Source organism: Clostridium intestinale (genome assembly GCF_035905475.1).
Lineage (GTDB): Bacteria > Bacillota > Clostridia > Clostridiales > Clostridiaceae > Clostridium_T > Clostridium_T intestinale.
The window spans coordinates 1,670,239-1,683,015 of the sequence record NZ_CP121166.1 but is presented as its reverse complement, the minus strand read 5'-3'; the positions used below and the strand labels follow the sequence as shown (position 1 = coordinate 1,683,015).

The following is a 12,777-nucleotide window of genomic DNA, read 5'->3' as shown; positions in this document are numbered from 1 at the left end:
TAGTGAAAATAATTATACTGTGTTGACATCACTACTACTCAGTGATACTATATAGTAGTAATAAGTAATACTGAATACAAGTGATACTATATAGTGAAGAGGTGATTTATCTGGATAACATTACGGAAATGTTAAAAGGTGTATTGGAAGGCTGTGTTCTTGAAATAATCAGTCATGAAGAGACATATGGGTATGAGATTACTAAGAGACTAAATGCTCTTGGGTTTTCAGATGTTGTAGACGGAACAGTCTATACAATATTAGTTCGACTTGAGAAAAATAAATTGGTGGAAATCACAAAAAAAACATCAGATATGGGACCACCTAGAAAGTTTTTCACCCTAAATGATGCAGGACGCGAGGAATTAAAGAAGTTCTGGGAAAAATGGGAGTTCGTATCATCAAGAATTAATGAGTTAAAGGAGAGAAGGTAATGAATTTTTGGGATAAAATCACAGGAAATGATATGACTAAAGAAATGAAAGCTTTTGAAGCAAGAGTAAAAAAGCTGCCAAATGATTATCAAGAGGTTTGGGAAAAAATTAATGAAAATCTTTGGGAGTACTCAGATTTCACAGGAAGAAACCTAATGCCAATTCTTGATGGTGTACTTGGTATGCTTGAAGAAGCTGCGGCAGAGGGTCAGAGTGTAGAAGAAGTTTTGGGTGAGGACATTAAAGGGTTCTGTTCAGCCCTAGTTGGAGAAGAAGGGGCAAAGTCCTTTCGTAATAAATGGCGCAAGCAACTCAATAATAATATAGCCAAAAAGTTAGGTAAATAGGAGGGCAAAATGAGAATAAAAGATATTATAGAAGGTAAAAAAGAATGGCGTGCACATGTAGCTCGTGTCAAAGTACTACCAAAAGATTATGGTATTGTTTATAAGGAAATTGAAAAATATCTATTTAAGGTAGGTCCTGTTGAACTAACTGATGGGATAAGTTTACTCTCTGGAATTGTAGATCTTTTTGAAGAGGGGGCAGCTTTAGGAAAAGGTGTATTAGAAGTGACTGGAAGTGATGTAGCGGCTTTCTGTGACGATCTAATTAAAGATTCAAAAACTTATGCTGATATATATCAAGAATCTACTAACCAACAAGTTAACAAAGCTATAAAAAGTGCTACTGAGAAAACAAAGTAAAAAGAGATATATTGCAGCTATTAAAAAGATAGTGATTAAAAGCATAAAGTGATGGGAGAGGATATAGTGGATAAATATGAATGGATATTATGTCCGGTATGTAGCAGTAAAACAAGGGTCAAGATAAGTGTTGATACGATACTTGAAAACTTCCCCCTATTTTGTCCAAAGTGTAAACAGGAAAGGATAATAAATGCAAAACTACTGAATATATCAGTTATCAAAGAGCCAGACGCTAAGACGTAGAGCCGATAACCGTGAGTGAAAATCACAGTTATTGGTTCTTTTTTTATTACATCAACTAAAATATAGGAGGAAAAGAAAATGAAGAAAAATATCATACAAATTAAAGGGTTAAAGAAATCTTACAAAGATGTAGAAGTGCTTAAAGGAGTAGATTTTGAAGTAGAAACGGGAGGTATATTTGCATTGTTAGGTTCCAATGGAGCTGGAAAAACAACAATGATTAGAGTCATGGCTACTTTACTTAAAGCTGATGAAGGAAGTATTGTGATAAATGGTTTTGATATTGAAAAAAATCCAGGAGAGATTAGAGCATCTATCAGTCTTACTGGTCAGTTTGCTGCTATTGATGAAATTTTAACTGGACGTGAAAATCTTCAAATGATAGCAAAGCTTAGACATCTTAAAAATCCAAATCAAGTAGCAGAGGAGTTAATTAATCGATTTGGTATGAAAGAGGCAGCAGACAGAAGAGTGGGTACTTACTCTGGAGGGATGAAAAGAAGAATTGATATATCAATGAGTTTAGTTGGAAATCCAAAGATTATTTTCCTAGATGAACCAACCACAGGTCTTGATCCAGAAGCACGTTTAGAAGTTTGGAAGATTGTAAAAGAGCTATCAGCTGGAGGAACCACAGTATTCTTAACCACTCAATATTTAGAGGAAGCAGAACAACTTGCAGACAAAATAGCTATTCTTCATGAGGGAAAAATAATAGCTCTAGACACACTAGAAGGATTGAAGAAATTATTCCCACCTGCAAAAGTTGAATATGTTGAAAAACAGCCTACATTGGAAGAATTATTCCTAACAATCATTGGTAAAAAGGAGGAGAATTAAATGGAATCTACAAATAAGTACTTTTTAAAAGATATGGGTGTTATGTTTGGGCGCTCAATGCGTCATATTTTTAGAAGTATGGACACAATTATTACAGTTTGCATTACACCACTTGCTATGATGTTATTATTCGTTTATGTATTCGGAGGTGCAATAGAAACAGGAATAGAGAGTTATGTTAATTATCTATTGCCAGGTATAATGTTAATGACTATTGGAAGCGGAATTGCATATGTAGCCTATCGCTTATTTATGGATAAACAACGTGGCATTTTTGAACGCTTTCACTCTATGCCTATCTCTCGTTCTACAGTACTATGGGGACATGTATTAACCTCATTAGTTTCTAATGGAATCTCTGTAGTAGTAATTATACTTGTTGCATTATTAATGGGGTTCCGTTCTTCAGCAGGAATATTAGAATGGTTAGCTGTATTTGGAATACTTGGGATCTTTACACTTGTCTTAACTTGGATAGCTGTAATTGCAGGACTTGCTGCCAAAACCCCAGATGGCGCAGGAGCATTCTCTTACCCAATTATATTTTTACCATTTATAAGTTCTGCCTTTGTACCAACAGAGACTATGCCGAAAGTAGTGCGTGCATTTGCAGAAAATCAACCTGTAACACCTATAGTAGAAGCTATTCGTGATTTATTAGCAAACCAACCAGTAGGAAATGATATCTGGATTGCCCTTGCTTGCTGTGTAGCAATAATAGTTGTTGGTTATATCTTTGCAATGAGGCGTTACTCTGTCCTGTAGAAGCTTTAGTTTCATTAGAGATATTTTGTTCTATTTAATTATAATGTGATAAAAAGGTAAAAAAGGAGTATAATTGACATATGGTAAAAATAGTTTAATAAACCTTTTAGGAATATAGTAAATCAGGTGATTATTATAGAGAAAATGAGAAAAATAGTAAAATCAAAAATGTTTTCTGCCATATATTTTTTGTGTGCAGTCAGTACTCTTATTTATTTTAAGGATTATGATTCTAAATTCACATCTAAATTAGTTTTATATTGGGTTATGTTTTCTTTAGCAATTAGAGTGATTGCAGATAAGAAGTGGCTTCAACTAGGTATTTTAGCACTAATATTAGTGCTATTAAATGTTTATTTATTCTAAAGTAGTACAAGGTATGAAAAATATCTATTCTAATATTGTTTTTTGTACAGGAGAATATAATGAAAAAGAATTTGAAACAAAGAGTTTTAGAAATAGCAGAATTTATTGTTTATAACATCATACTTGGAGTAGTTGGTTGGCTAGTTATCAGTTGTTCAATTAAATATCAACAGGAATTTACTATTTCAAATGAAGGCAATAAATTAAATTATTTATTATTAAGTGTAGCTCCATTTTTGATATATGTTTGGTTCTTATTTACAACAGATAAAAGAAATAAGTGGAATATTTCTTATGAAAACATAAACTTTATTTCTCGTGTAATTATAGCTTTAACAATAATAGTATTGAGTGGTATTTTTGGTATTGCAGAAATTTTGGTTTAAGGTTTATCCATTGAAGTATGAAGATAATTAAAATTATTGAAACTATCTAAAAATCATAAAAGCAAACATTACTGTAATTATAATTAGGGCTATAATTCCAGCAGTACGATTATATTGAATAGTATCCTCACTTGGTTCAAGATTGTCTTGCTTAAATTGCCATCGAGAAATATCGAACTCTATTAGTAGAAATGCTAGGAACAATCTCCAAACACTATAAAAATACTGGCGGCTCATACTTGAGACGCCGTATTTTTATAGAGAAAAGCCATAAAGTAGAAAAGCCATAAAGTAGAAAAGCCATAAAGTAGAAAAGCCATAAAGTAGAAAAGCCATAAAGTAGAAAAGCCATAAAGTAGAAAAGCCATAAAGTAGAAAAGCCATAAAGTAGAAAAGCCATAAAGTAGAAAAGCCATAAAGTAGAAAAGCCGTGGGGAAATAGAGGAGGAAAGTCGTAGGGAAGTGGAAAAGGAAAGCTGTGCACCGCTATTCGGTAGACATGCACAATAGATCTGTAGAAGTTCGAAGAACTTCATCAAATCATTTAGTTGAATAAAAGGAATGAAAAGAAGCCTCAACTGTATAGAAGTGCAGCCTTAATCAAAGCATTTTAGCTTATGAAGGGGCAAGAGTGATTTAAAGTAGATAAGATAATATTATTTAAAAATTAAACCGCATATAGATATATAGATAACTATATACAGTGTTAATGCTGCTTAGAGGGAATTGGTGCAGTATTTAAATTTATTTCTGAGAGGAAATTATGGGACGTTTAAGTAGAGATATATAGAAAAAAGTAATCAAAAATTTAATGAAGATAAAAATAAAATAGATTTTGATGTAAAAAAGATAGATCATTGCTTTAAAAATGCCTTTAAATAACTACAAAGAAATGGAACATTGATACAAAATGTTCTATAATTGTTTTAAAGGAGAGTTTTATATGTTATTAATAAATAGGATGGAAAATGCAAGTCTAACAAGAATTGAAAAAGATATTGCTCAATATATTATTGAGAATAAAGAAGAGTTAGAAAAATTAACAACTCGTGCCATAGCAAAAGCTACATTTACATCATCATCTGCTGTTATTAGGCTAGCACATAAACTGGGTTTTGATGGATATAATGATTTGAAAAAGCGATATCTTGAGGAACAAGCTTATTTAAATTCCAATTTTCAAAATATAGATGCCAATATTCCATTTAGTCAAAATAATAATATAATGAGTGTTACAGGTGCAATTAAAGAAGTTATGATTGAATCAGCAAACGATACATTATCACTTATTCATCATGATTCACTGCAACAGGCTATAAAGATATTACATAATTCAAAACATATTTACGTTTTTGGCTTTGGTGCGTATGTACCTCTTGCTACAGTATTTCAAATGAAAATGTCACGTATTAAAAAACATGTTATTGTTCAAAATTTTGTAGGGGAAGAGAAATACCAAGCGGATATGTTAGATCAAAATGATTGTGCGATTATTATCTCTTATTCAGGAGAAAATTTTAACTTGATTAATGTTGCTTCTCTACTTAATGAAAAAAATGTTCCTATAATTGCTATAACAAGTATAGGGGAAAATACTTTGAGTTTACAGGCAAGGTGTGTACTCTATATGTCAACGCGTGAGAAGCTTTTTTCAAAAATTGCGAATTATACGGCAGAATATTCAGTTAGCTTAATACTAGATATTCTCTATTCTTGCTATTTTAGATTAAATTATAAAAGGAATTTAGATTATAAAATTAAACATTCTAAAAAAGTAGAAAGTACACATTTTTCGTCCAATGAAATTATTAAGGAGTAAAGGAGAACTACAATGTTATACAGTGAAATATTAGAAAAAGCTAAAACTTGTATAGGAGATTATTGTAAAGCTTGTCAGGAATGCAATGGAAAGGTTTGTAAAAATAAAATTCCAGGACCTGGTGCTAAAGGAATTGGAGATGTTGCAATAAGAAACTATGATAAATGGAAAGAAATAAGGATTAATATGGATACCTTAGTAGAAAATAAATCAGTTGATACTAGTGTTCAATTATTTAAGCAAAAATTTAAATTTCCATTTTTTGCTGGACCAGTAGGAGCAGTAAACCTTCATTATGGTGATAAATATAATGATGTGACATATAATAATATTCTTGTTTCTTCTTGTGCAAAACATGGTATATTAGCATTTACTGGTGATGGTATAAATCCAGAAGTTATAAAAGCTGCAACTGAAGCAATTAAGAAAGAAAATGGTATAGGTATCCCAACCATTAAACCTTGGAACTATGAAACTATTTTAGAAAAACTTAAATATGCCAAAGAATCAAATGCTATAGCTGTAGCTATGGATATTGATGCAGCAGGGTTACCATTTTTGAAAAACATGACACCTCCTGCAGGAAGTAAATCTGTAGAGGAATTAAAACAAATAATTGAAGCCTGTGATAAACCATTTATTGTTAAGGGAATCATGACTGCTCAAGGAGCATTAAAAGCTAAACAAGCTGGTGCAAGTGCCATTGTTGTTTCTAATCATGGGGGAAGAGTTTTAGATCAGTGTTTATCAACAGCTGAGGTATTAAAAGACATTGTTGATACTGTAGGGAATGATATAAAAATATTTGTTGATGGTGGTATTCGTAGTGGGGGAGATGTCTTTAAGGCACTTGCTATGGGTGCAGATGGTGTTATAATAGCTAGACCATTTGTTACAGCTTTATATGGTGGAGAAGATGAAGGCATTCAAACATATATTAATAAAATTGGACAAGAACTAGAAGAAACAATGACAATGTGCGGTGCCCATAGTCTAGATGAAATTACTCGTGAGATGATTTCAATACCTTGGTGAAAAGAAGAACATTAATGTTCTTCTTTTTTTGTTCTAATAAAAACTAAAAAAGATGAAACAAAAATAGTGAAGAAAGCAGAAAAATAGAACAATGCTCCTATAATGTTTCGAAAATAAGCACAAAATATGAAACGGTGATACTAAAAAACATAAATATATTATCATTTTGCTAATAATATGATAAAAATTAATTATAAAGAAAATATAGGAGGTAGAAAAATGGGATTCTCAAAGAATTTTTTGTGGGGTGGTGCACTTGCCTCTAATCAATGTGAAGGTGCATATGATGAAGATGGAAAAGGGCTATCAGTTCCAGATTTAGTGTTAGGTGGGGATGTTAATACACCAAGAACTATATGTCCTAATATTTTAGAAGATAGATTTTATCCAAGTCATCAAGCAGTTGATTTTTATCATCGCTATAAAGAAGATATAAAATTATTTGCTGAAATGGGATTTAAAACATTACGTCTATCTATTAACTGGGGAAGGATTTTTCCAAGTGGGGATGATAATAAAGCGAATGAAAAAGGATTGGAATTTTATGATAAAGTTTTTGATGAATGTTTAAAATATAATATTGAGCCAATTGTGACTTTATGCCATTATGAAATGCCATGGAATTTAGTCAAGAAATATCAAGGTTTCTACTCAAGAGAAACAATTGATTTTTATGTTAAGTATGCAACAACATGTTTTGAAAGATATAAAAACAAAGTAAAATACTGGTTAACATTTAATGAAATTAATACAGGAACAATGGGTGAACCACTTGCTACATTATATGGTTTAGGTTATATGACTAAAGAAGATCTACAGAGAACCAAACCTTGCACTTTTGAAGAATTAAAAGATAACCCAGAGCATCGCTACACAGCATTACATAATGAGTTTGTTGCTAGTGCATTAGCAGTTATTAAAGGGCATGAAATTAATCCTAATTTCATGATAGGAAATATGAGTAGTCATCTAACTTGGTACCCTCATACTTGTAATCCAAAAGATATCTTAGCTTGTCAAGAAAAAGATACAATGTTCAATGATTTTTGTTCAGATGTTCAAGTAAGAGGAGAATATCCAGAATATGCACTTGCATATTTTAGAAAAAATAATATTGATTACTCATTTATTGCTGAAGAAGATAAAAAGATTTTAAAAGAAGGAACCATTGATATGTATACTTTTTCATACTATATTTCAAATTGTGTTAGTGTAGATCCAAAGGTTGAAAGGATTGGTGGTAATCTTGTTGGAGGTGCCAAGAATCCATATTTAGAAGCAAGTGAATGGGGATGGCAAATTGATCCAGATGGACTTAGGTTTACATTGAATAAACTTTCTAGTCGCTATCCAAATCTTCCTATAATGGTTGTAGAAAATGGGTTTGGAGCAGTTGATAAAGTAGAAGAAGATGGATCAATTCATGATGATTATCGTATTGATTATTTTAGAACACATATTCAAGCTATGAAAGAAGCTTGTAATGATGGTGTTAATTTAATTGGATATACATCTTGGGGACCAATTGATATTGTTTCTGCAGGAACAGGGCAACTTTATAAACGTTATGGATTTATTTATGTAGATAGACATGATGATGGAACAGGTGATTTTTCAAGAAGCAAAAAAGACTCGTTTTATTGGTATAAAAAATGTATTGAATCTAATGGAGAAATTATTTAGGAGGATGTAAATTATGGCAAATGTATTTTTTCCTAGCTGTAAAGCAAGAGCAGCTTATAAAGAACCTAGTCAAAAACTTGCTGAATATATTAAAAATAAATTTGATATTGATCCAATAGGATGTTGTAAAGTTAATAATCCTAAACTTACACAAGAGGATACATCTATAATTCTTTGTTTGAATTGTGCCAGGGTCATTGAAGCTAATGCAAATTACAAAAACATAGAATTTCTTTGGGAAATCATTGATCAAGATAAAGATTTTGTTTTTCCAGATTATCATGGACAAAAAATGACAATACAAGATTGTCATTTGGGAAAAGGCAGAAAAAATGTCCATGATGCAGTACGTTCTTTAATGAAAAAAATGAATATTGAAATATTAGAATTAGAAAAAAACTATGATAATGCAGAACATTGTGCATCCCATGAAATAATAGGTTATCATAGAGAACAACCAATGACTAAAGAAGAACAAGAAGAATATTTTAAATATCGTTATAAAAATACAATAACTGATGTCGTAGTTTCATATTGTAAATATTGTAATGATGGGGTGAGTATGTCAGGTAAAAAAGGGCTGCATATACTAGAATTATTATTTTCAAATAATTAAAAAGAATTGCAATTTATATTTTATTAAAAGAATTTAGGGAGGGAGATTTAAATTTTAAAGTTTGAAAATGGAAACATGTCAGAGGTATTTTATGATGGAAATAATATTTATAGAGATTTAAAGCCCTATAGTAAAACCATTCATAAATTATTAAAGCATTTAGAAAATAAAAAGATTAACTTTGTACCACGCTTTTTAGGAATAGACTATGAAAAAAATCAAGAGATTTTAACATTTATGAAAGGTAATACTGTTGAGAATTATCCAGATATAGATGCTCTTGAATACAAGATAAGAAACATTAAATTAATAGCAAATATGCTCAAGGAATACCATGATGCGACATTAGACTTTCATTATGGTGAAGAAGATGAATGGTTTTTAGAGTACAAAGGAAGTTTAGCTAAAGAAGTAATCTGCCATAATGATATTGCACCATATAATATTACATTTTTGAATAATGCTCCAGTAGGAATTATAGATTTTGATACAGCATGCCCTGCTCCAAGAATATGGGACATAGCGTATGCTGTTTATAGATTTGTGCCATTAAGTAAAAAAGTATATGTTCCTTATAAAAATGACTATAGAGATTATACGAGAGAGTGCGATAGTGAGGAACGAAAAGTTTTAATTAAAAAGTTTGCAGATTCATATGGAGATTATGAAGTTAAAGATATTTTAGAAAATGTGATTTTAAGGTTGGAATCGTTAATAGAATTATTTAATAGCGAATGCCGAAAAGGAAATATGGAATTCATTAAAATGAAAAATGAAGGTCATCAAGAGTTTTATGTTGAAGAAATTAAGTTTTTAAAACAGAATATGAATGTTTGGATAGAATAATTTTATTAAGAATATATCTTCTTTAGGTAGAGATAAATAAAAAGTGTGATTAAAAGTTAAACTTTTAATCACACTTTTTTTCTTTTTTTAAATCATCAAATCAAAGTATAATCTATCTATAGCAATATAAACGGCGTGTAGGCTATGTTGTACTCATGGTTGATACAATAATTCCATTTTTAGTGGAAGTTATTTGTAATTTTACAAAGGGAGGTGACGTGTTATCGTATACACATAGGGAACAAGCAGAAGAAAAAATGAAAGGAGGACAATATGAATAATCTAAATGCAAGACAGATTGAGTTTATTAATTTATTACTTAATGAAAAAAATTATAGAACAATTAAGTGGTATTCGGAGATGTTATCTGTTTCTGATAAGACATTAAAAAAAGACCTAATGGTAATAGAAGATTACCTAAATAAATTCAATATAAGGCTAAATAGAAAGCATAGTTTAGGTGTGATGATAGAAGATGTTTGGAATGCTAAGTTAATTATTCAAAATAATCTCCATATTCAAGAAGATAAGGACCCTAAAATATCTGTTAATGATAGAAGAATAGATATCATTAAGACTATGCTTATGGATTCTCATAATAAGACTTCAATTCAAAAACTTTCAGATAAGTATTATGTAAGTAAAACCAGTATAATAAATGACTTTAAATATATAGAAGAGTGGTTATTTTCATTTGATTTAGCTCTTGAAAAAACTGTTGAGGGTACCCAAGTTATTGGTGATGAAATGAATATACGTAGGGCTATTGCATCTTTTTTGTTCGAGTATTCTAAGGTTGGAAGAAATGATAGAACTATTGAGGAGTTAGTTACTCGTCTAGATGGGGTTACATTAAATGGGCTTTCAGAGTTATTTGAGAATGAAAAAATAATATATGTTAATAGACTGCTACTGGATTTGGAGAAAAAGTATAGCTGTATAATCGATGATCCTTATTATATCAACTTACTTACTCATATGTTAATTTCTATGGAAAGAGGAGCGAAGGGTAAGTCTAAATTCTCAAAGGATAAGGTTCAAAATCTTAAGTATAAAAAAGAATATGAAGAGGCTACTTTATGTATAAGCAAAATAAATAAGGATTTTAATATGAATCTTGATGAAGCTGAGGTTTATTACCTATATAAGTATTTTGTCTCCTTTGGATTAATAAAGGAGGAAATAAGTGAGGATTATAAGGATTTAGACAAGTTTAGCTCTATGACTATAAGTTTTAGAGATATTGTTACAGACAGTTTAGAGAAAATACTTAATGTGAATATAAGACAGGATCCAAAAATAATGGAGAAGCTTCTTCTTCATATAAGGGCAATGTTAAACAGAATCGAATATGACATCCAAATTTCTAATCCACTTATTAAAGATATTAAGATGCAGTATCCTCTACTTTTAAATATTTGCAAAGCTTCTTCAATGATGGCTTCCTTTAAATTAAAGCAGAAGGAAATTCCTATAGATGAAATTGGCTATTTAGCTTTGTATTATCAGCTGGGACTTGAGAATTATCATATAAAGAAAAAGGTGTTGATTGTTTGCCATAGTGGATATGGTACATCAAAGCTATTAAGTACAAAGCTTAAAAGGTATTTCCCAGACTTTGAGATTGTTGAAAGTATATCTTCTGAGAGGATTAAGAGCCAAAATATACAGAATATAGATCTTATTATAACAACAGTACCTCTAGATTTAAAAGATAAACCTTGTTTACTTGTATCAGCATTCTTAAGTGAAAAAGATATAAAAAATATATCTGATTTCCTTAGTAGCATTAAAGAAGTTAAGGGAGAAATATCTAGAAAAACTCCTTATATAGGCAACTATCTGTGTGAGGAATTTATATATTTTAATAAAACAGAGAAGGAGGTTACAAGTTCCATCAAAAGAAGTTTAAAGAGAGCTGTTAAATTTAATGAGATAGATATAAGTGATAATCTAAAAATTTATATAAGTTTTTGTGAAAAGGAAGATAAATTAGCTCTTTGTATAAATGATATTGAAAAAGATAAAAAACAGTTAGTTTTTTATATACTTATGGACAGTGTAAAGGTTATGACTGAAATAATAAAAGAAGCTGTTAATTTCAATATTAATGATGATTATGGGAGTTATTTAAGAAAGTGCATAAAGAAAAAAGATGCAGTCAAGTTTTTCAAATTAAATGGTAAAGGTGAGATGAAAATGGAAGTAGATTTATCTAAAGTAATACGTAAAGAAACAATAAAACTAGATATGAAAGCAGCTACTAAGGACGAGGCATTAAAAGAACTAACTGATCTATTATATGAAACAGATGTAATTTCTGATAAAAAAGCTTTCTTGGATGATGTATATTACAGAGAAACTTTAGGTTCAACAGGCATAGGTAATGGTATTGCTATACCTCATGGAAAATCACAGTTTGTAAGTAGGACTTCAATAGCTTTTGGGAAAACAAAAAATGACTTAGTTTGGGAGACTTTAGATGATAACCCTGTTAATTTTATTATTCTTTTTGCTGTAACGGAAGAAGACAAGACAAGCACTCATGTAAGGCTTCTCTCAAAAGTTGCTACAAAACTCGGTGATGATGAAGCTTGTGAAGCACTACTTAAGGCTAATACCCCAGAAGAGGTATATGAAATATTCACTAAACAAGAGGAAGTAATTTAAAGTTTAAATATTAGAAAGGGGAAATGTATATGAAAATAGTTGGAATTGCAGCTTGCACATCAGGAATAGCTCACACTTATATAGCAAAAGAAAAACTCATACGTGCGGCTAAGGCTTTAGGTCATGAAGTTCATATTGAAACTCAAGGAACAATTGGAACAGAGGATGAACTTACACCTAAAGACATAAGAGAGGCAGATATAGTAATAATTGCAGCAGATATTAAAGTAGGAGGGAGGGAAAGGTTTAAGGGCAAAAAAGTTATTGATGTTTCAACAGAAATCGTAATTAAATCTCCAAAAGCGCTTCTTAATAAAATTGAAAAAGATTTAGGTCTCTAATTAATAATTTTAAAAAGGGGAGA

At 30.6% G+C, this 12,777-nt stretch carries 15 protein-coding genes; all 15 read left to right on the top strand.

The genetic code is table 11. The features are described 5' to 3' along the window. The first annotated feature begins 110 nt into the window (after positions 1–110). The 15 genes from P8F83_RS08745 (at position 111) to P8F83_RS08675 (ending at position 12,754) form a co-directional block, all read left to right on the top strand. Entirely contained in the window at positions 111–434 is a 324-nt protein-coding gene (locus tag P8F83_RS08745) for a PadR family transcriptional regulator (protein WP_326514831.1), read from the top strand. Continuing rightward, positions 434–781: a DUF1048 domain-containing protein gene (locus P8F83_RS08740; RefSeq protein ID WP_315111637.1), complete on the top strand. Its 348-nt coding sequence runs from the start codon at positions 434–436 to the stop codon at positions 779–781. Before P8F83_RS08745 ends, P8F83_RS08740 begins: the two co-directional genes overlap by 1 nt. Positions 782–790: 9 nt before the next feature. Further along, complete coding sequence (locus tag P8F83_RS08735) at positions 791–1,141, top strand: DUF1048 domain-containing protein (RefSeq protein ID WP_315111639.1); 351 nt, start codon at positions 791–793, stop codon at positions 1,139–1,141. A gap of 51 nt (positions 1,142–1,192) precedes the next feature. Next, positions 1,193–1,387, top strand: a complete 195-nt coding sequence (locus P8F83_RS08730; protein WP_390888080.1) for a cysteine-rich KTR domain-containing protein — start codon at positions 1,193–1,195, stop codon at positions 1,385–1,387. A gap of 78 nt (positions 1,388–1,465) precedes the next feature. Beyond that, the gene (locus tag P8F83_RS08725) at positions 1,466–2,227 is read left to right on the top strand and encodes an ABC transporter ATP-binding protein (RefSeq protein WP_326514299.1); all 762 of its coding nucleotides are present in this window, start codon (positions 1,466–1,468) and stop codon (positions 2,225–2,227) included. Beyond that, a complete protein-coding gene (locus P8F83_RS08720) occupies positions 2,228–2,992 on the top strand; it encodes an ABC transporter permease (protein ID WP_326514298.1) in 765 nt (254 codons plus the stop codon). It begins immediately after the preceding gene. 144 nt (positions 2,993–3,136) lie between these two features. Beyond that, positions 3,137–3,358 carry a hypothetical protein gene (locus P8F83_RS08715; protein WP_326514297.1) on the top strand — a complete coding sequence of 74 codons (222 nt, stop codon included), beginning with the start codon at positions 3,137–3,139 and terminating at the stop codon, positions 3,356–3,358. A gap of 59 nt (positions 3,359–3,417) precedes the next feature. After that, positions 3,418–3,744, top strand: coding sequence for a hypothetical protein (locus P8F83_RS08710; RefSeq protein WP_326514296.1), 327 nt, complete (start codon positions 3,418–3,420; stop codon positions 3,742–3,744). A gap of 943 nt (positions 3,745–4,687) precedes the next feature. Continuing rightward, entirely contained in the window at positions 4,688–5,563 is an 876-nt protein-coding gene (locus tag P8F83_RS08705; protein ID WP_326514295.1) for a MurR/RpiR family transcriptional regulator, read from the top strand. 12 nt (positions 5,564–5,575) lie between these two features. Beyond that, positions 5,576–6,598, top strand: coding sequence for an alpha-hydroxy-acid oxidizing protein (locus tag P8F83_RS08700; protein WP_326514294.1), 1,023 nt, complete (start codon positions 5,576–5,578; stop codon positions 6,596–6,598). Positions 6,599–6,817: 219 nt separating this feature from the next. Continuing rightward, positions 6,818–8,281 (top strand): glycoside hydrolase family 1 protein, encoded by a 1,464-nt coding sequence (locus P8F83_RS08695; RefSeq protein WP_326514293.1) that lies wholly within the window; start codon positions 6,818–6,820, stop codon positions 8,279–8,281. Positions 8,282–8,294: 13 nt separating this feature from the next. After that, positions 8,295–8,897 carry a hypothetical protein gene (locus tag P8F83_RS08690; protein ID WP_326514292.1) on the top strand — a complete coding sequence of 201 codons (603 nt, stop codon included), beginning with the start codon at positions 8,295–8,297 and terminating at the stop codon, positions 8,895–8,897. A gap of 75 nt (positions 8,898–8,972) precedes the next feature. Then, positions 8,973–9,743, top strand: coding sequence for an aminoglycoside phosphotransferase family protein (locus P8F83_RS08685; RefSeq protein WP_326514291.1), 771 nt, complete (start codon positions 8,973–8,975; stop codon positions 9,741–9,743). A gap of 273 nt (positions 9,744–10,016) precedes the next feature. After that, positions 10,017–12,413 carry a BglG family transcription antiterminator gene (locus P8F83_RS08680; protein WP_326514290.1) on the top strand — a complete coding sequence of 799 codons (2,397 nt, stop codon included), beginning with the start codon at positions 10,017–10,019 and terminating at the stop codon, positions 12,411–12,413. Positions 12,414–12,442: 29 nt separating this feature from the next. After that, entirely contained in the window at positions 12,443–12,754 is a 312-nt protein-coding gene (locus tag P8F83_RS08675; RefSeq protein ID WP_021801553.1) for a PTS fructose transporter subunit IIB, read from the top strand. Positions 12,755–12,777: the final 23 nt, after the last annotated feature.

Excerpts from the sequence above, each read along its gene's own strand:
- P8F83_RS08725 (WP_326514299.1), top strand. The coding sequence starts at position 1,466 with ATGAAGAAAAATATCATACAAATTAAAGGGTTAAAGAAATCTTACAAA.
- P8F83_RS08715 (WP_326514297.1), top strand. The coding sequence starts at position 3,137 with ATGAGAAAAATAGTAAAATCAAAAATGTTTTCTGCCATATATTTTTTG.
- P8F83_RS08685 (WP_326514291.1), top strand. The coding sequence starts at position 8,973 with ATGTCAGAGGTATTTTATGATGGAAATAATATTTATAGAGATTTAAAG.
- P8F83_RS08705 (WP_326514295.1), top strand. The coding sequence starts at position 4,688 with ATGTTATTAATAAATAGGATGGAAAATGCAAGTCTAACAAGAATTGAA.
- P8F83_RS08675 (WP_021801553.1), top strand. The coding sequence starts at position 12,443 with ATGAAAATAGTTGGAATTGCAGCTTGCACATCAGGAATAGCTCACACT.
- P8F83_RS08680 (WP_326514290.1), top strand. The coding sequence starts at position 10,017 with ATGAATAATCTAAATGCAAGACAGATTGAGTTTATTAATTTATTACTT.
- P8F83_RS08695 (WP_326514293.1), top strand. The coding sequence starts at position 6,818 with ATGGGATTCTCAAAGAATTTTTTGTGGGGTGGTGCACTTGCCTCTAAT.
- P8F83_RS08740 (WP_315111637.1), top strand. The coding sequence starts at position 434 with ATGAATTTTTGGGATAAAATCACAGGAAATGATATGACTAAAGAAATG.
- P8F83_RS08700 (WP_326514294.1), top strand. The coding sequence starts at position 5,576 with ATGTTATACAGTGAAATATTAGAAAAAGCTAAAACTTGTATAGGAGAT.
- P8F83_RS08735 (WP_315111639.1), top strand. The coding sequence starts at position 791 with ATGAGAATAAAAGATATTATAGAAGGTAAAAAAGAATGGCGTGCACAT.
- P8F83_RS08730 (WP_390888080.1), top strand. The coding sequence starts at position 1,193 with ATGGGAGAGGATATAGTGGATAAATATGAATGGATATTATGTCCGGTA.
- P8F83_RS08710 (WP_326514296.1), top strand. The coding sequence starts at position 3,418 with ATGAAAAAGAATTTGAAACAAAGAGTTTTAGAAATAGCAGAATTTATT.
- P8F83_RS08720 (WP_326514298.1), top strand. The coding sequence starts at position 2,228 with ATGGAATCTACAAATAAGTACTTTTTAAAAGATATGGGTGTTATGTTT.
- P8F83_RS08690 (WP_326514292.1), top strand. The coding sequence starts at position 8,295 with ATGGCAAATGTATTTTTTCCTAGCTGTAAAGCAAGAGCAGCTTATAAA.